Source organism: Rariglobus hedericola, assembly GCF_007559335.1.
Lineage (GTDB): Bacteria > Verrucomicrobiota > Verrucomicrobiia > Opitutales > Opitutaceae > Rariglobus > Rariglobus hedericola.
Window position 1 is genome coordinate 1,141,856 of sequence record NZ_VMBG01000002.1, and the last position, 17,637, is coordinate 1,159,492.

The following is a 17,637-nucleotide window of genomic DNA, read 5'->3' on the forward strand; positions in this document are numbered from 1 at the left end:
GATGGCTCCAGTAATAACAAGTGTGGATCAATTGTTTAAGATTATGGTTTATAGGAAGATAAGTGTCGTGTAAGTGGCTTGGTATGGCAGGTGCGATAAGGAAATCCGTTCCAGTAATTTCAACAACCGTCCGCACTTACATATTCTCACGTCATGAGTATTCCTCCTGCAGATTGTCCTGCGCCTGCCAAAAAAAAGTCAGCCGCCAGCAGCACGTCTCAACCAGTCGTTGAAGGCATGGGGCCAATTCCATTGGACCAAGGCGTTGCGTTTCGAGTGTGGGCGCCCAACGCCGATGCGGTGAGCGTGACGGGTCCGTTCAATGACTGGGACGCGGTTGCGCATCCTCTCACGCGTGAAGACAACGGCACTTGGTATGGCGTCGTGCCGGAGGCGAACGTGGGCGACGAATACAAATATCACCTGCGCAACGGGGAAGCTGAATTTGACCGCGTGGATCCCCGGGCTCGCAAAGTCGTTAATTCCGCTGGTAACGGCATCGTGTGGGTTCCCAAGGCTGGCGTCGGCCGCACTGATTTTAAGGCACCGACGCAGGATCAGCTCGTCATCTACGAAATGCATATCGGCACATTTCACGCCGAGAAGGGCAAGGGGCCCGGCTCGTTTGCCTCGGCGATTGAGAAGATTCCTTACCTCGTAGATCTCGGTATCAACGCCATTGAGATCATGCCGATTGCCGAGTTTGCCGGCGATCTTTCCTGGGGCTACAATCCGGCGCATCCCTTCGCCGTCGAGTCGGCTTACGGTGGTCCGGAAGCGTTGCAGGAGTTCGTGCGCGTGGCGCACGAGAACGGCATCGCGGTGATCCTCGATGTGGTTTACAACCATTTTGGGCCGAGCGATCTGTCGCTGTGGCAGTTCGATGGCTGGAGTGAAAACGGCGGCGGCGGCATTTATTTCTACAATGACTGGCGCGCCGAAACCCCGTGGGGTGCGACCCGACCTGATTATGGACGCGGTGAGGTGCGCTCCTACATTCGCGACAACGCCCGCATGTGGATCGCCGACTACGGCATCGACGGACTGCGTTGGGACATGTCGCTGTATATCCGCACCTATCGTGGTAACACCGATGATCCGTCCGATGACGCGAAGGAGGGCTGGGGACTTTGCCAGTGGATCAACGACGAGTTACGCGCGGAGTTTCCCGGTGTGATCACGCTGGCCGAGGATCTGCGCGACAGTGAGTGGGTCGTGAAGCCCACGGGCGCGGGTGGCGCGGGCTTCGGTGCGCAATGGGACGCGGGTTTTGTTCATCCGGTGCGCGAGACGCTGGTCGTCGCGGCCGATGAACATCGTGATCTCGACAAGGTCGTGGGGGCTTTGAAAAGTTGCTACGATGGCGATGCGTTCAAGCGCGTCGTTTACAGCGAATCCCATGACGAGGTGGCCAATGGCAAAGCGCGCCTGCCCTCTGAAATCAACCCGGCGGAACCCGATGGTTATCCCTCGCGCAAACGCTCCTCGCTGGGCGCCGCGTTGGTGATGACGGCTCCGGGTATTCCCATGATTTTCCAAGGTCAGGAATTTTTGGAAGACGAGTGGTTCCGTGACGAAGTGCCCGTGGACTGGACCAAGCTGGAACGCTTCCCCGGCATGCACGCGTTTTATCGTGATCTGATTTCGCTCCGCCGTAATAGCGGAGGTTTCAGTTCCGGACTCGGTGGCCAGTATGTGGAAACGCACCACGTGAATCACGAGAGCAAGGTCATCGGCTACCATCGCAAGCGGGATGGTGGTCCTGGTGACGATGTGATTGTGATCGTAAATCTCTCCACGCAACCCGTGCTCGATTACGCGGTTGGCGTGCCGTCGGGCGGTCTGTGGCGGGTGCGACTCAACAGCGACAGCCGGGCCTACTCCGACGATTTTAGTGATCATCCGGCGCATGATATTGAAGCAGTTGAGGAACCGCGCGACGGATTCGCACACCATATCACGACCGGCATCGGACCTTATTCGGTGCTCATCTTTTCGCAGGATGCGCAGACCTGATGCGCGCACCGCTTCTTTTAAATTTCCGTCAGTTATAACCAACAACCCATCCAAATCATCATGAATAAGCCTGTATCCATCGCTATCCTCGTCATCGGCGTCATTCTTCTCGTTTACGGAATCAGCGCAGGCGATTCCATCGCTTCCTCCGTCAAAGAAGGCGTCACCGGCACGCCCACCGACAAGAGCCTCTGGCTCATCATCGGTGGTGCCGTTGGCATCATCGTGGGCGGCTTCGGTGTATTCCGCGGCGGCAAGTCGTAAGCTGCAGCGCGACAGGCTCGATCTGTCGTAATTGAAAACGCTGTGCTCTTCGAGGGCACGGCGCTTTTTATTCACCGGTATGTGGGGGATTTCCCTATGGGTGTTACGGGAATTAACCCAATGTGGAGGCACGTCGTTTATTTTCTTTTGCGGATGAGGTGCCTCTGCGAGTTATTCGGCCTTAAATTTCCCGCTTGGATAACCTTACGCACATCTCCTTTGCCGGTGTAGACTCTGCGTCCCGAAGCCCTGCTTTGGTCAGACCGGCGCGGGCGTTTGATTCCTCCGTTATCAAGCCAGTGATGAAGCGGGAGGCGGCGGCGGATGAAGTGTTACATCCGCTGATGGCCTGGATGTTGGAGCGCGCGGGGTTGGAGCCGGCGGCTTACCGACCGGCCGCGATGCAACGGCGGGTGTCGGCCTGCCTGCGTCAATTGCGCGTGAGCACACCGGATTCGGCGCGGGAGCTTTTGGAGCGCAAGCCGGAGATGCTGCCGTTCGCGCTCAACACGGTCTTGATCGGCGTGAGCGAATTTTTCCGCGACCGGGCGGCGTTTGATTATTTGGAGTCCGAGGTGTTGCCGCAGTTACTGAAGACTCGCGGCGGATTGCGCGTGTGCAGCGCGGGCTCATCGGGTGGGCAGGAGCTTTACTCGGTGGCTATGTTGCTCGCCGAGGCGGGTGTGCTTGAGGCGTGCGCGTTACTCGGCGTGGATTGCCGCAGCGACGCGATCAAGCGGGCGGCGAAGGGAGTTTACAGCGCCGAGGACATGGCGGGAATAGAGCCCGAGCGCTGCCGCCGTTTTTTCGAAATAGCCGGTCTGCGCTGGATGGTTCAACCCGTGCTCAAAAAACAAATACAGTGGGAGGCCGCTGACCTTTTGACATTCAAGGCCGATGCACCGTTCGACCTCATCCTGTTTCGCAATGTCTCCATTTATCTTAACGAAGCGCATGGCACCGAGACTTGGGGCCGCTTGTGTGATCAATTAACGCCGGGCGGATTCCTGATCACTGGAAAAGCCGAAAAGCCTCCCGCGACGCTGCCATTGGTGCGCGTTGCCCATTCAATTTACCGAAAGAACCTGTAACCGTAATGATCACGAAATTTATCGCCAATCTGCAGCGCAAGCCGGTCCTCCCCGTCACGATTCTCCTCTACATCGTGTGCGTCGTGGTCATGGGCTGGATCCGCTTCATTCTCCTCGAAAACAGTCTGGTCAGTATCGGCTACGGGCTGCCGTTGCTCGTCTGTCTTTGGTATCCGGACCGCCGCCTGTTGTGGGGCTTGATGGGCACGTATGGTCTGATGTCCGCTTACAAGGTGTTTATCGTGTCGTCACCCGTGTTCCAGATGGCGCCGTTTACGGTCTGGGCGATGCAGATGGTCAACATGCTGGTAATCGGCCTGGCTGTGCACATCGTGGTGGAGTTGATAGCCTCGATGCGCGTTCAAAAATCGCAGCTGGAGGAATCAAATCAGGAACTCATGGCGCGTGAGGAGGAAATCACCCGTCAAAACGAGGAGCTTCAGGGCCAGACCACGGAACTCGCCGAACAAAACGAAGAGATCCAGCAACAGGCTGAAGAAGTGCAGCAGCAGGCCGAGGAACTCCAGGCTCAAGCCGAGGAGTTGCAGGTCGCCAATTCGGAGTCGAACAAGCGCCAGGCGATTCTCCAGTCGCTCCTAGATTCACTCCATGTGGATGCGTCGGGTGAATTGCCGGAGCGGATATGTCATCTCTTGATGTCGTTACTCGGTGAGTCGGCTTCGGCGGCGGTGATCTTGGAAAAAGAAGGTGACGATCTCGTGGTGCTGGCGCAGGCCGGCCCTCTTGGGCTGCCCTCGCGTCGCTGGTCGTTTGACCGGTCTTTTGCCGCCGTGGTCATGGGCCATGATCGCACGGCTTATGTATCGGATCTTCGTTTGCGCCCCGACCTTGAGGGGGCACAAACCACCGACAGCGCATTCCGCTCGATGATTGCCACGCCCCTGCGCCTGGCTGGCAAAACCGTCGGCGTCATAAAGGTTTACTCCGACCACGCGCATGAATGGACGAAGGAACAGTTTCGCATCATCGAGTGGATGTCAGCCCAGTGTTCACTGTTGATGGATTCGCGCCGGTTGCAGTCCGAGCTGCAGCGCACCAACACCGATCTCGACCGTATCGTGAAAGAACGCACGGTCGAGTTGCAGGAGCTCGTCAACGAACTCGAGCACTTCTCCTACACGATCACGCATGACCTGCGAGCCCCGCTGCGTGCGATGCATGGTTTCGCCGGATTGCTGGCCGAGGATTGCATGGATTCGATCAACGAACAGAGCCGTGAATACCTGAAGCGCATCACCACAGCCGCCAGCCGCATGGATCGCCTGATTACGGATGCGCTCAGCTACAGCAAGGCGGTGCGCCACGAGATGCCTCGTGAGGAGGTCAACGTGGACCGTTTGCTGCGCGGCATGATCGACTCCTACCCGATTTTCCAAGAGCCGAATGCAAAAATCGAAATCGTCGGGGAGCTTCCATCGGTCCTCGGGAACGAAGCTGCGCTGACCCAAAGTTTCTCCAACTTGATCGGCAATGCCGTGAAATTTGTCGCGGCAGGCAAAGTTCCATCCGTGCGGATTTCCGTCGAGCAGCGCGGTGACCGCGTGCGTTTTTGGTTCGAAGATAACGGCATCGGTATCCCGAAGGAAATGCAGTCCAAGGTATTCGTGATGTTCCAGCGATTGAGCAAGGATTACGAAGGCACGGGCATCGGCCTGGCCTTGGTTAAAAAGGTCGTGGAACGCATGGGTGGCGCGGTCGGTGTGGAATCTGAACCGGGGCAGGGCAGTCGTTTTTGGATCGAACTGAAGACGGCCGGCTCCCGCGCATGAGCACGCCAACCCAGGCCCGCGTGCTCTACGTTGAAGACGAACAGGGCGACGTCTTTTTCATGCGCAATGCGTTCAAGAAGCTGGGTGCCCATGATCGCTTCCATGCGGTCGAGGACGGCGAGCGGGCCATCTCGTATTTGTCGGGGCGCGAGCCTTATGCGGACCGTGAACGCCACCCGTTGCCGACCTTTGTTTTGCTCGATCTGAATCTGCCGATCCGTTCGGGATTCGAAGTGCTCGAGTGGTTGCGCGGGCAACCCGAGTTCAAAACGCTGCCGGTGGTAATTTTCTCCTCATCCGGTCGTTTGGAGGATCGCGAGCGCGCGGAGAAACTCGGGGCGACCGAGTATCTGCTCAAGCCCACGTCCGGCAGCCAGTTCTTGGACATGGCAAAACAGCTGACGAATACGTGGCTCGCTCGACAGGCATCGGTTGAGATGCCCGCGCAATCATAATTAACCGACGCGGCGGTGGCGATGAGCCCGCGGGCGCGGCCGCTCAACCGAAGTCCAGCGTTGGAATGGGCGGGAAGAACGTTTTGCCGGCGAACAGCGCGATCAGGTCCTCAAGCGCCGGATATTTTTCGCAGTAGAAATCCGCGCCCAGTGCCTTGGCGGTTTCCATGTCGGTGAGCCGGTTGGAAGAGCTCATGATGAGGACGGGCACGTCTTTGAGGCCGGGTTGCGCGCGAATCCACTTGAGAACTTCAAAGCCGCTTTGACGGGGGAGTCGCAGGTCGAGAAAAACGATTGAAGGGAGCAGTTCAGCCGGGTTCGCCAGGCGGGATTGAAAGTAAGCGACGGCCTGTTCGCCATCCGTGGTGATATGAACGGGCGCACTGACTTGGGCGCGTTTGAGCAACAGCTGAATCAACAGAATGGCATCATCATCATCGTCGACGAGCAGCACGGAATTGGGTCCCGTGATGTTGAACGTGAAGGGTGTTTCTGGATTCGAGAGGGCTTTCATTGGAAAGAGTCGTGCGGGATGATCTTGTGATCGCAATGAATGGATCGCTGGAGCGGTTTACAACGCCTCGCGCGTTCGCCGGTGTCGAGAAAGACGGATCTTACGCGATACAAACCAAACAATACCCGAGGGGGATCTAGGAGATTCCCCGATGCTGACTTCGTTCCTGAAGCTAAGTTCCCGTGAAATCCTCAGGCGCTCATCGCGAGCGCAGCGTGGGAGCCCTCGGCATCGAATGATTGGATGCCACTAAGCTTGAGCACGCGCTCACGTGCCCAAATCAGACGGTTGGACGTCTCGTAGGGATGCGTGCGGAGCAGACGTGCAATCTCTCCAACGGCGAGACCCAAGACATGATGCAATGCGAGCAATTCGCTGTCACGCGGCTCGATTTTTCCCGGCTGGGTCGCGATTACTCGGGCGAAAACCTGCAGGTTGAAAGCAGGCGCCGGGTTGACGTTGCCCGTGGACATACGGCGGACGCGGAGGCGACGTTCGGCGTGCCACTGGTGGTGACGTGAAAAACGCAGCGTTGCATAATAAAGCCAGTGGCTGATCGAAACCGGGCAGTGGCCTTGGTTGATATGGCGGCGGGCGCGGGCGAAGACCTGCTGCGTGATGTTCTCGGCAGCGACTTCGTTGCGAACCAGTGAGTGCGCGAGGTGAAAAATCGCGCGGTTGTGTTTGCGAATCAACGTGAGGAAGGCGGACGAATCGCCGTGTTGATAATCGTTCATGAGGGCGGTGTCGGCATCCGCCGAAGTCAGGGCGCCGATGGGGAAATTCATCGGAAGGCTGGGGGCAAAAGCATTCATGGCGGGCGGGGTAGGGTCAGCGGTTTTTCTGGCGGCGCGAGGCGAGCATCTGCTCGTGTTGGGCTTCCTCGACGCCTTCGATGGCGAGACGCTCGATCATATCGGGATCGTCGCCTTCGTTGTTGTGAATCTGGGTTTGATGGCCGGGCACCGAAACCGGATCGCTGGGATCGCGATTCATGGAGCTGGCGATGACGGCACTGTCGTCCGAAGTGGTTTCGGGCAGGGTGCGGCCTTGAAGCTCTTGACGGGCGGTGCGGCGGTCGGCGCTGGACACACCGTCGTGTCCTTCGATGAGCGCGATTTCCTGCGCACGATGTTCGATCATCGCGGGAGTGATTTCACCCGCTTCAGATCCGTGAAGGAGAATTTTTCCTGAGTTGGTCTCGTGTGAATTCATATGAAGGCGGGTTACGGGGGTGGGTGGTGATCAGAGGCTCCAACTATGAAAAAAACTATAGCCAAAAAATGAACGGCCCGGCATCGGGCAGCATCCCTAAGCGGGGGTGGGGAACCGGTAAAAACGGCTTCGAGCAGACGTAAAAAAACCGCCGGCATTTTAATGCCGGCGGCGGGGGAGTGGCGGGCGGTGAACGCCTGCGACAGGTGAAGATTACTTCTTAACGATGATGTTGTTCTTCACGTCGGTGACGCCTTCGACGGAACCGGCGATACGACCGGCGCGATCCTTCTCGGCGGAGGTGTTGACGAAGCCGCTCAGCTGAACGGTGCCGCGGAAGCTTTCGACGGTGATTTCGCGACCCTTGACCATCTCATCGGAGGCAAAGGCGGACTTCACCTTGGTGGTGATCGCGGAGTTATCGATGTATTCGCCGGTGCTTTCCTTGGTGGCGGTGCCCGCGCAGCCGGAGGTGAGGACGGCGCCGGTGCCGAGGAGGAGAGCGAGGCAAGTGGTGGTGATACGGAGGGAGTTTTTCATGATGTTATTAAGATTAAATGTCTGGTGACGTGTTCATAATAAACTATTCGCGGAAGATTGATACCGAGGGAAAGGCACTTCGGGTCATGGGGATTTCTCCCTTCAAATGAGCTGTAAATCCTCGATTGGGGAAATCCCCGATGGCGCTCGACGGGAAATTACACCATGCTCCATGGGAACTATTTCCACCGCCGGAATACCGTAAAATTGTGATACCTGAATCTACTCCCTTTCGATTTGCAGCGACCGCCGAGAAGCCGAAAACCATCCGCGTGCTGGTGGTCGAGGATCAGGAGGACGACTACGTTTATCTTGATCGAATCCTCCGCAAAGCGGTCTTTGCCCGTTACGAACTCACTTGGTGTTCCACCTACGAAGCAGGACTGCAGGCGGTGGCTGCCCGTCAACACGATGTTGCTCTCTTCGATTACAATCTGGGCACGGGCACCGGTCTCGATCTCCTTCGCGAATCGATTCTGATGGGCTGCGAACAGCCGGTCATTCTGTTGACCGGCCACGACAGTCCCGAGGTGGATCGCGAGGCGCTGGGTGCCGGTGCATCCGATTACCTCTGCAAAAACGGCCTTAACATCACGCAGCTGGAGCGTGCGATCCGTTACTCGCTGCGTCACGCGGCCATGTTGTCCTCGGTGAAAAAGAGCCAGCACCAGCTTGAGTTGTTCATGCGCAATGTGCCGTGCGCGGTGTCCATTCGTGATGACGAAGGCCGTTATGTTTTCCAAAACGAGCGGTTTCAGACGCACTTTGAAAACGCACCCGTCAGCTCTATCTGGCAATCGACGCCTTCCTCCGAGCCGCGCTCGTTCACCGATGGCGAACACTACTGGTTGGTGAACTCGTTCCCGATGGGCGAGGCCGGCACGGGCCAGCTGCAAGGTCTTGCCGCCATCGAAATCACCGAGCGCATCAAAGCCGAAGAGCTGCTGCTCAAGGCCACCGCTTTGTTGAACGGTATTCTGAAGAGCCTGCCCGTCATCGCGTGGAGCGTGGACGAAGAGGGCACCATCCTTGAGGCGCGCGGGAGTGGTCTGGAAGGCGTGGGTTTGAATGGCGATCAGCTCGTGGGGCGTTCCATGGCGGACCTGTCGACGATGGCCGCGGCGGAGATTGCGAGAACCTTTCAGGCCGGCGATTCCAACTTCATCCTGCCGATTCAACACGAAGGACGTGAGCACGCGTTCGATACCTTTTTCCATCACACCAAGGCCCGCGGACGCGGTGCTGTCGGTTTCTCGATCGATATCACCGAGCGTCGCTGGCTGGAGAAAAAACTCCTGTTGATCAGCGATGCTGAGCAACTGCGCATCGGAGCCGACCTCCATGACGGACTCGGGCAGCATCTCACGGGCATCGCCTGCATGGCGGCGGCTCTGCGCGACCGGTTGAAAGCGCAAAACCTTCCGGAAACCAAGCCGGCGGATGAAATTGCCCGTCTGGTGAACGAGGCCACGGCGCAGACGCGCGCTCTGGCCCGCGGCTTGTGCCCGGTGCAACTCGATCAATCCGGCCTGTCGACCGCGCTCGAGCATCTGACCGACCAGATGGAGATCGTGCACGGCATCGAGTGTCATTTCCGCTCTGCCGACGAACCGTTCGAGTGCGATCACGACAGTGCGCTGCATCTCTATCGCATCACGCAGGAGGCGCTGCAAAACGCCACCCGCCACGGCAAAGCCACTCGTATCGAGGTGGTGCTCGACTCCAGTCCCGAAGGCGGCCGCCTCGCGATCGAGGACAACGGCCATGGCTTCGATATGCAGCAAAACGGGAGCGGTGCGGGCGTGGGCTTGCGACTGATGCGTTATCGTGCGGGTATGATCGGTGGAAATCTTTCGATTGAGTCGCAACCGCAAGGCGGAACGCGGGTCGAGTGCATCTTCCCGTTTTTAATTTCAAAATGAAATCCTCCTCCACCGCTCCGACTGCTCCTGCTGCCGAGGCCGCCCCTGTTATCACCAAGCGCCGGATTTTCCTCGTCGATGACCATCCCATCACCCGCCAGGGCGTGGCGGTGCTCATCAACCAGGAGCCTGACCTTGAAGTATGCGGAGAAGCCGACAGCGCGCCGAAGGCCTTCGATCTTCTTCAAAAGGCCAAGGCCGACCTCGCGGTTGTCGATATTTCCCTGAAGACGACCAGCGGCATCGAGCTCACGAAAAACCTGAAGGTGCTGCTGCCTGATCTGCCGATTCTGATCATGTCGATGCACGACGAGAGCCTGTATGCCGAACGCGCCCTGCGCGCCGGTGCCAAGGGCTACGTGATGAAGCAGGAAGCCAGCGAAAGCATATTGATCGCCATCCGCCGTATTCTCGCCGGCGAACTTTATCTGAGCGAAAAGATGAAGGAAAAGATGCTCCACCGCCTCGTGCACAATCGTAAGGACGAAGTCGTTTTCTCCATCGATACGCTCAGCGACCGCGAGATGGAGGTCTTCCAACTCATCGGCAACGGATTCAGCACGCGCCAGATCGCCACCAAGCTTAACCTGAGCGTCAAGACGATCGATTCCTACCGCGAGCATCTGAAACTTAAACTGCACATCGAAAAAGGCGCCGATCTCGTTCGTCACGCCATTCAGTGGGTGAAAAGCGAAAACATCGTTTAAGCCGCAGGGCTTAAATGAAGAGTAAATGCCCCATGGGGAAATCCCCGATGGGGCGGCGGGGGGATTAACCCCCGTGATAAACGAATTCAGCCGGATTTAAATCCGGCTGAATTCGTTTAGAATGCACGCCGCAACCCATGAAATTCGTGCAAAAATCACTGGTGCCAAGCCAGGCAGCCGGCAAAGAGTCCACGGATGGTGCGGTGCCTTTGACAGTTTTGATGATCGGCGATGAAGCCCGCAGCCGGCGTTTGCTGGCCTTCGGTCTGGTGGGTGAAACCGATGTGGTGACCTGCATCGAGTCGCCCGCCGCCTTGGAAGCGTTGTCATCCCTAAATCCCTTTTGCGTGGTGTTGCTGGATTGGGAAATGAAGTCCACCGCCGGTTCCGACATGCTCGCCATGCTGCGGACGCTGGATGCGGAGATTCCCGTGGTGGCCACCGTAGCGGGTGAAAGCGTGGCGACCGTTGCGCAAAAACGCGGCGCGAATCGCTGCATCCTCAAGCCATTTTCGACCGAGGATCTGAAATCACTTTTAAAAGAGACTGCCCGCGAGCCACTGCCGGTCGTAGCGCCTGCGCCCAAGACGCCCGAGGTCGAAGAATCCACGGGCGAACCGACCGCTGAAGAGACGGCCTCGCCGGTTGCGTTCGGTTCTCAAAGCCAGCCGATGAGGCAGGTGCTGCAGATCGCGCTGCGGGTTGCCCCGACCTCGGCGAACATTCTTATCCTTGGCGAAAACGGCACGGGAAAGACCGCGCTGGCCCGCGGCATCCATCAGCGCAGCCTGCGCAAGCGCATGCCTTTCGTCACGGTGAACTGCCCGTGTCTTCAGTCGCAGTTGCTGCAAAGCGAACTGTTCGGCCATGTGCGCGGTTCGTTTACCGGCGCGATCAACGATGCGGTGGGCAAGGTCGCGGCGGCGGAAGGCGGCACTTTGTTTCTCGACGAAATCGGCGAATTGCCGCTCGAGATTCAGCCCAAGCTCCTGCGCCTTTTGCAGGACCGCCAGTATGAACGCGTGGGTGAAACGAAGACGCGTCAGGCCAACATCCGCGTGCTCGCCGCGACCAATCGCGATCTGCGCGAAGAGGTGAAGGCGGGGCGTTTTCGTGAGGATCTTTTTTACCGGCTTAACGTCATCACGCTCGATATGCCGTCGTTGCGCCGGCGTCCGGAGGATATTCTTTCGCTGGCTGAGGAGTTTCTGCGCGAAGTCACCCGCAACTCCGGTCTGCGCAAAAACCGCGCCTTCACGCCGGAGGCGCGCCAGGTGTTGATGCAACACCGGTGGCCGGGAAATCTGCGCGAGCTTCGCAACATGGTGGAGCGCGCGGCGATCCTTTCTGACAGCGATCACCTCGATGTGGCCGATTTCCCGATTTTCTGCGAAGAGGGCCAATCAGGCATCCCGCAGGTGGGCGATCTCATCAGCCTCGCGGAACTCGAAGAGGCGCACATCCGCGAAGTGATCGCACGCACGCAAACGCTCGGCCATGCCGCCGAAATCCTGGGTATCAACCAAGCTACGCTTTATCGGAAGCGGAAGCGGTTGCCGGGCTCGGTCGAAACCTTTGCCGTGCCCGAGGCGATTTAAGCCGGGCGCGCAGTTAAAGCACAGGGCCGAACGGACGGACAATGGCCTCGATCCATTTTTGACGGAGCGGGCGATTGCGGAATTTATCCAGCTTGATCTCCACGGCGGAGTCATAGTCCTTTTTGAGAATGGCGGCCAGTTCCGCAGTGCGTTCGGGCATGTGAATCAGCACGTTCAACTCGAAGTTTAAATGCATCGAGCGGTTGTCCAGGTTCGCAGAACCGACGAGGAGCCAGTCGTCATCGATGACGCCGGCTTTGCAGTGATGGATGGCGGCATTGTATTCGAAGAGACGCACGCCTGATTCGAGGAGCTCTTCATAATACGAGCGTCCGATGTGGAGCAGGATCGGATGATCGCTTTTCCCCGAAATGAGCAGGCGCACGTCGACGCCTCGGGCGGCGCAGAGTTGCATGGCGGTCAGCGTGACGCTGTTCGGCACAAAGTAGCCACTGGTGAGCCAGATTCTTTTTTGCGTGTGGTTGAGCATCGCGAGAAGCGATTTCTGCACCGGCGAATGAATCGAGTCGGGCCCACCCGCCACCACGAGTGTGGTGAAGGGACCAGCCTGGAAAGACTTTGGGTAATAGCATTCGTCCTCGATATGGCGCTTGGTTGCGAAATACCAATCGTCAGCAAACGACTCCTGCAGCACGCACGCGGCGGGCCCGGTAAGCTCGATTTGCATATCGCGCCAGCCACCGACGGACGGGTCGAGGCCTTGGTATTCACGACCGATGTTCATGCCGCCGACAAACGCGATGGCTCCGTCGATGACCTGAAGTTTGCGATGATTACGCAGGTTGAGCAGGTAACGCTGACGACGCGGGCTGATGGTGAGAAACCAGGAGAATTCTCCGCCGGAATCGACGATGGGTTTGAAGTAGGATGCGGGGACGAAAAAACAACCGACCTCGTCGAGCAATACGCGGACTTTCACGCCACGCTGCGCGGCCGCGACGAGGGCTTTGATGAAAATATCTCCCGTGGCATCCTTTCGCCAGATGTAGAACTGGATGTGGATGTGATGACGTGCCTCGGCGATGCGAATGAGCAAGGCGTCATAAAATTTATCCGCGTCGGGCAGCAGGCGTGTGTCATCAACCTGGGTAACCGGGATCTGGTTGAGGCGCGCGATTTGGGAAACGAGTGCGGCGTCGCCGGGACTGAGGGAAGGGTTGGCCCAATCGGTGTTCTTGCGGTGGGGCCGCGAACTGGTGAACGAGGCGCGACGATGGAGCCGCTTGCGCTTTAGCCGGTCGGTGCCGATCGCGAGGTAGAGCAGGGCGCCGAGAAACGGAAAAAGTAAAATTCCCCACAGCCACGCGAGCGTCGCGGACGGGTGTTTCTTGCGAAACAACAGGTGGGGAATCGTGAGAAGCGAAAGAAAATAGAGGACGGAAAGCGCGATGGACATAGGCCCTGAAGGATCAGTCCTTCAGGGTGCGCGGTAGTTCATCAGCAGGAAGCTTTTTTACGGGTTCTGATTCCGACTTCTTCTTGTTTTTCGCGATCATCTTCTCGCGCTCTTCAATCGAAGGATTCGCGGGATTGCCTACGGCATTCTGAGAGGCCTTCTGGAAAATTTGGGGTAGTTTCATGCGGATAGATTACGCTGATATGCAGCGCTTGCCTATCGGGTTATTTCCCTTCTGCGGGAATGACCACTTCAACGGGCACGATCTGGCTGGCGCGTTGGTGCTGCTCGCGGGCGGAGGGCAGGAGCTTTTGAGCGAAGGCGGCAATCTCGGGGTTGTCTGATTTTTGTGCGGCGTCCTCATAGAGATCGACGAGGGAATCGAGCGCTTTTTCCACGCGCCGGAGGTAGTCGGCATCCAGAGTTTCGGGCTTTTTTTCGTTCCAGGTTTTTAGATCGCCGGCTTCGCTGCGCACATCGGGCAGCGGCATGTGTTTTTTCTCGGCCAGAGCGCGGGTCTCACGTGTGGCCTCCCCAAGATCTGCCACCAGCTGGCGGGCGAGTGCCTTGATCTCCTTGGTCGTGGCGCGCTCCGCGACCAGCTGCGCGATCACGGTTTCGGTGTGATGGATTTTCAGGATATTTCCGATGAACCGGCGATCACGGCGCGAGAAAGCATCGGCGGATTTGTCGGATTTTGCGCTGTTCGTTTCCTGCGCCCCTGCAGAGCTGGCGGGCAGCGAGAATGCAAAAAGGGCGGCGGTAATCAGGAGAGGCAGGCGGGCACTGGTTTTCATGGAGATTAGGAATGAGGATAAAACAAAACCCCTCGAACATCGCAGGGGTAACGATGCGCGAGGGGCCTGAGGGGAGGGATGAGGCGCGAGGATGACGCGCCTGTATGAGGCATCAGCGTTTGCCGCGTGCGGGAGCGGCTTTCGCGACCGCAGCTTTTTTGGTGGTGCGGCTGGGGAGCTTGCCCTGACCGGTGCTCTCGTCGAAATCGCGGGCGGACACCGCAATCTTTCCATTGCCTTCGATCAATGGATCGACGCCCAACAACTGGCGTTCGGCTTCGAGCCAGATCTCATTGTCGCGACCCTCGGGCTGGCCGTAGTTCGACCACAGCTCGCGGGCGCGTTGCGAGATATCTTCATGGGAAGCTGATGCGGAAATATCGTTTTTCATGAGCGGTTTTAGGAGATAACAGGATGACGATATCAGCTCATGCAGATCGTTGGAATCAGGTCGCACCTGTATCCGCCATGGGGGATTTTCCGGGGATCTCAGCCCTGCAGCAGCGATTGAGCTCCGTCGATGAACACCTCGGTTCCGGTGATGTGCGATGAGTGATCGGACGCGAGGAACAAGGCGAGCTGGGCCACTTGGGAGGCGTGGCCGGGTTTACCCTGCGTGAGTGGAACCTGACCTTTGGGGAAGCGAACCGGCTCGCGAATGCGGCGGAGGTGCCTGGCATTCGTGTTGTCGCCGATGTTCGTCTCGATGGCTCCGGGGCAGATGGTGTTTACGCGGATCGAATGTTTCGCGAGCTCGAGGGCGATCATGCGGGCGAAGGCAACCTGGCCGGCTTTCGACGTGGCGTAGGCGCTGGCGCCGGTGTTGCTGAACATGCGCGTGCCGTTGACGGAGGAAACAACGATGATGGAACCGCCCTTTTTCTTCATCAATGGGACGGCGAGTTTTACGGTGAGGAACGTGCCGCGCAGGTTCACGCCGAGGGTTTCGTCCCAGTCACTGGTTTTGATTTCCTCAATGGGGGCCCAAAGACCGTTGATGCCGGCGTTGGCCATGACGATGTCGAGTTGGCCCCAGCTTTTTTTGAGCGAGGCAAAGACCGCCTTCATGCTTTTCTCATCGGATACATCAGCGACCAACGGGATGGCCTGATGACCCGCAGCGGTGATCTCACGAGCGGTGCTGCGTGCTTCGCGGGCATTGTGGGTCAGCACGCCGACACATGCGCCGGCCTCGGCGAGCATCAGGGCGGTGGCTTTGCCAATGCCAGAGCCAGCACCGGTGACGAGGGCGGTTTTCCCATGCAGGGTGAGGGTGGGCGTGTTCATAAAACGGCGGGGATTGGAATTAAGGGCGATAGATCTTGGGGCCCTTGGAGGAATCGGAGGCTGATTGCTTTTCGGCTTCCGCCGCTTGCCGCTGCTTCTCGTCCCAAGTGGGAAGCGGTTCGTCGTCACGACCCTCCGGGATGGGTTGGCCGAAACCGTGCCTCACCAAGTGAACGATGGTGGACCAGACGCCGACTTTGGTTTTCTCGAAGTTGCCTGAGAACGGCACGCGTGTGGCAACCTGGTCGCGGTCGTCGTTTTTTACGATGGAAGAGACTCCGCTTACGATGCTTTCCCACATGCGGCGCCAGAGGCCTTTGTTTTCGTCGGAGATGTTCTTGAACTCAACGTGCTCGATGAAAGGCTTCACGTAGCCGGAGAACGCACCGCCGGCGGCATCGACCTCGACGTAAAGTTGAAACACACCGGCGGAGACATCGACGTTGGCGTAAGCCTCCAGAAAATCGTTTAAGGCGACGAGATTCACATCCTGCAAATCGAGTTTGAGTTTGAAGGTGGGTTGATCGGCGAGGGGATCGCCTTGGGCGAACAGCTTGAAACGACCGTCGCCGATGGTGATGCCTTCCGCGCTGAGCACGGCGGGATGCGGGCCGGTTTCCACAGTCGGCGCATTACGCAGGCCGGTGGTGATCACGTGCAGGTCGCGAATGGAAATATCGACGCGGGGCGTGCTGGTGGAATCGACGAAACTAAGTTCACCGCGCGTGATTTCGAGCTGGGTGATTTCAATCGGGAAAATGTCGGCAATGACATCTTGCCAGCGCCGGCCTTCTTCACCGGCATCGACGGGTGTGGTGGACTTGGTGAGTTGCAGTCGGGGAGCGACGAGGAAGATGTCGCTCACGAGACGTCCGTGGAAAAGTTCGCCCCACGAAATTGAAAAATCCACCAGCTCCGCGGCGAAGAACGGTTCAAGGCGGTCGTTTTCGCGTTTCGAAATTGAGACGCCGTCGATCCGGTAGGCCCCGCGGAAGAGCTGCAGATCGATGTCGTCGACTTTGCCTGAATAGCCTTCAACCACGGCGAGGCGTTTGTTGATCGCGTCGCGAATCACGAAGGGCAGGGCGATGCGGACGGCCAGCAGAAGGGCGGCGATGATACCGATCCAGAGCCAGAAACGCGGCCGCAATAAAAACCAGGAACGCAGCCGGTGGAGATGTGGAACGAGTGTCATGCCTTTAAAGTAAAGCGCCCCGCAGATTGGTTCTGCGGGGCGCGGATTTTTTTCGACGGTGAAAATTTCTACTTCAATTAGAAGTTGAAACCGACGCCCGCGTTCCAGAGGACGGCACCATCATCGAAGTTGTCCTGGGCGCCATCGGCGTTTTCAAAGGTCCAGGCGTAGTTCACGAGGGCGAAGAGGAAGGTCTTCGGGAGGACGTAGAACTTGAGACCGGCTTCGAGGCCGGCGGCCCAAGTGTCGCTGGTATTTTCGCCGTAGATGGCGCCGAAGTTGACGCCGACGAACGGACGGAGACGGCCAGTGCCGAAGTGGTAATCGAGGGCGCCGAAGGTGGAGCCATCGAATTCGGCATCGCCGGAACCATTGGAGTAGTTGCCTGACTGGCGCACGGAGAGCTCAAGGCTGTCGGTCAGGTAGTGACCGAGAGAAAAGTTCACGCCGCCGAGAGAGTTGTCCAAGTCTTTGTTGGAAGCGCCGCTGCCGCCGAGGGTGAATTCCCACTCACCTTTGACCGCGCCGAATTCAGATGGCTGGTAGGTCGCGACGGGAACGGTCTCGGTGCGGGTCTGGGCCGACACGAAGGTGGAGGCGAAGAGCAGGGACGCGCCTGCGAGGATCAATTTAGTCTTATTCATTTTGAGTTTTGTTTGGGTTTGTTTGGTCGTCCCCAGGTCGAGGACTTCATCACGTTTTGGCGGGCTCAACGGCTGCGCAATTCGCAATCGATTCCATTCATACCTAACGTGGCATGGGGGCGTTTTCCTAGGGACGCCTCGGGTGGAAAATAAAAAACCGCGACGATGAGCGTCGCGGTTTTATG

The 17,637-nt window shown here is 58.2% G+C and carries 19 protein-coding genes; 8 read left to right on the forward strand and 11 right to left on the reverse strand.

The annotated features are described in order from the left end of the window. The first annotated feature begins 153 nt into the window (after window positions 1–153). The 5 genes from FPL22_RS15095 to FPL22_RS15115 all read left to right on the forward strand — a co-directional run bounded on the left by FPL22_RS15095 (window position 154) and on the right by FPL22_RS15115 (window position 5,616). A complete protein-coding gene (locus FPL22_RS15095) occupies window positions 154–2,016 on the forward strand; it encodes an alpha-amylase family glycosyl hydrolase (protein WP_144353815.1) in 1,863 nt (620 codons plus the stop codon). Between the two features lie 60 nt (window positions 2,017–2,076). Next, entirely contained in the window at window positions 2,077–2,280 is a 204-nt protein-coding gene (locus FPL22_RS15100; protein WP_144353816.1) for a DUF3185 family protein, read from the forward strand. Window positions 2,281–2,582: 302 nt separating this feature from the next. Further along, the gene (locus FPL22_RS15105; protein ID WP_144353817.1) at window positions 2,583–3,371 is read left to right on the forward strand and encodes a CheR family methyltransferase; all 789 of its coding nucleotides are present in this window, start codon (window positions 2,583–2,585) and stop codon (window positions 3,369–3,371) included. A gap of 5 nt (window positions 3,372–3,376) precedes the next feature. After that, entirely contained in the window at window positions 3,377–5,161 is a 1,785-nt protein-coding gene (locus tag FPL22_RS15110) for a sensor histidine kinase (protein WP_144353818.1), read from the forward strand. Further along, entirely contained in the window at window positions 5,158–5,616 is a 459-nt protein-coding gene (locus FPL22_RS15115) for a response regulator (RefSeq protein ID WP_144353819.1), read from the forward strand. The genes FPL22_RS15110 and FPL22_RS15115 overlap by 4 nt, the downstream gene beginning before the upstream one ends. A gap of 43 nt (window positions 5,617–5,659) precedes the next feature. On the opposite strand, the gene FPL22_RS15120 is transcribed toward FPL22_RS15115, so the two are convergent. The 4 genes from FPL22_RS15120 to FPL22_RS15135 all read right to left on the reverse strand — a co-directional run bounded on the left by FPL22_RS15120 (window position 5,660) and on the right by FPL22_RS15135 (window position 7,885). Continuing rightward, window positions 5,660–6,130, reverse strand: coding sequence for a response regulator (locus FPL22_RS15120; protein WP_144353820.1), 471 nt, complete (start codon window positions 6,128–6,130; stop codon window positions 5,660–5,662). A gap of 191 nt (window positions 6,131–6,321) precedes the next feature. Continuing rightward, window positions 6,322–6,918 (reverse strand): RNA polymerase sigma factor, encoded by a 597-nt coding sequence (locus FPL22_RS15125; protein WP_144353821.1) that lies wholly within the window; start codon window positions 6,916–6,918, stop codon window positions 6,322–6,324. A 43-nt stretch (window positions 6,919–6,961) separates the two neighbouring features. Beyond that, window positions 6,962–7,345 (reverse strand): hypothetical protein, encoded by a 384-nt coding sequence (locus tag FPL22_RS15130; RefSeq protein WP_144353822.1) that lies wholly within the window; start codon window positions 7,343–7,345, stop codon window positions 6,962–6,964. 213 nt (window positions 7,346–7,558) lie between these two features. Beyond that, window positions 7,559–7,885: a BON domain-containing protein gene (locus FPL22_RS15135; protein WP_144353823.1), complete on the reverse strand. Its 327-nt coding sequence runs from the start codon at window positions 7,883–7,885 to the stop codon at window positions 7,559–7,561. 209 nt (window positions 7,886–8,094) lie between these two features. Between FPL22_RS15135 and FPL22_RS15140 the strand changes: the two genes are divergently transcribed. The 3 genes from FPL22_RS15140 (at window position 8,095) to FPL22_RS15150 (ending at window position 12,112) form a co-directional block, all read left to right on the forward strand. Then, complete coding sequence (locus tag FPL22_RS15140; protein WP_162525327.1) at window positions 8,095–9,807, forward strand: hybrid sensor histidine kinase/response regulator; 1,713 nt, start codon at window positions 8,095–8,097, stop codon at window positions 9,805–9,807. After that, window positions 9,804–10,514: a response regulator transcription factor gene (locus tag FPL22_RS15145; protein ID WP_144353825.1), complete on the forward strand. Its 711-nt coding sequence runs from the start codon at window positions 9,804–9,806 to the stop codon at window positions 10,512–10,514. The genes FPL22_RS15140 and FPL22_RS15145 overlap by 4 nt, the downstream gene beginning before the upstream one ends. A 137-nt stretch (window positions 10,515–10,651) precedes the next feature. Beyond that, window positions 10,652–12,112, forward strand: a complete 1,461-nt coding sequence (locus tag FPL22_RS15150; RefSeq protein ID WP_203235166.1) for a sigma-54-dependent transcriptional regulator — start codon at window positions 10,652–10,654, stop codon at window positions 12,110–12,112. 13 nt (window positions 12,113–12,125) lie between these two features. On the opposite strand, the gene cls is transcribed toward FPL22_RS15150, so the two are convergent. The 7 genes from cls to FPL22_RS15180 all read right to left on the reverse strand — a co-directional run bounded on the left by cls (window position 12,126) and on the right by FPL22_RS15180 (window position 17,452). Beyond that, window positions 12,126–13,529, reverse strand: coding sequence for a cardiolipin synthase (cls, locus tag FPL22_RS15155; protein WP_144353826.1), 1,404 nt, complete (start codon window positions 13,527–13,529; stop codon window positions 12,126–12,128). 13 nt (window positions 13,530–13,542) lie between these two features. Beyond that, a complete protein-coding gene (locus FPL22_RS17730; protein WP_162525328.1) occupies window positions 13,543–13,713 on the reverse strand; it encodes a hypothetical protein in 171 nt (56 codons plus the stop codon). A 40-nt stretch (window positions 13,714–13,753) separates the two neighbouring features. Further along, on the reverse strand, window positions 13,754–14,326 hold the full coding sequence (locus tag FPL22_RS15160; protein WP_162525329.1) for a DUF4142 domain-containing protein: 573 nt from the start codon (window positions 14,324–14,326) through the stop codon (window positions 13,754–13,756). A gap of 112 nt (window positions 14,327–14,438) precedes the next feature. Next, window positions 14,439–14,717, reverse strand: a complete 279-nt coding sequence (locus FPL22_RS15165) for a DUF2934 domain-containing protein (RefSeq protein ID WP_144353828.1) — start codon at window positions 14,715–14,717, stop codon at window positions 14,439–14,441. Between the two features lie 98 nt (window positions 14,718–14,815). Beyond that, window positions 14,816–15,613, reverse strand: a complete 798-nt coding sequence (locus FPL22_RS15170; RefSeq protein ID WP_144353829.1) for an SDR family oxidoreductase — start codon at window positions 15,611–15,613, stop codon at window positions 14,816–14,818. Between the two features lie 19 nt (window positions 15,614–15,632). After that, window positions 15,633–16,808 carry an AsmA family protein gene (locus FPL22_RS15175; RefSeq protein WP_144353830.1) on the reverse strand — a complete coding sequence of 392 codons (1,176 nt, stop codon included), beginning with the start codon at window positions 16,806–16,808 and terminating at the stop codon, window positions 15,633–15,635. A gap of 77 nt (window positions 16,809–16,885) precedes the next feature. After that, the gene (locus FPL22_RS15180; protein WP_144353831.1) at window positions 16,886–17,452 is read right to left on the reverse strand and encodes a porin family protein; all 567 of its coding nucleotides are present in this window, start codon (window positions 17,450–17,452) and stop codon (window positions 16,886–16,888) included. Between the last annotated feature and the right edge of the window lie 185 nt (window positions 17,453–17,637).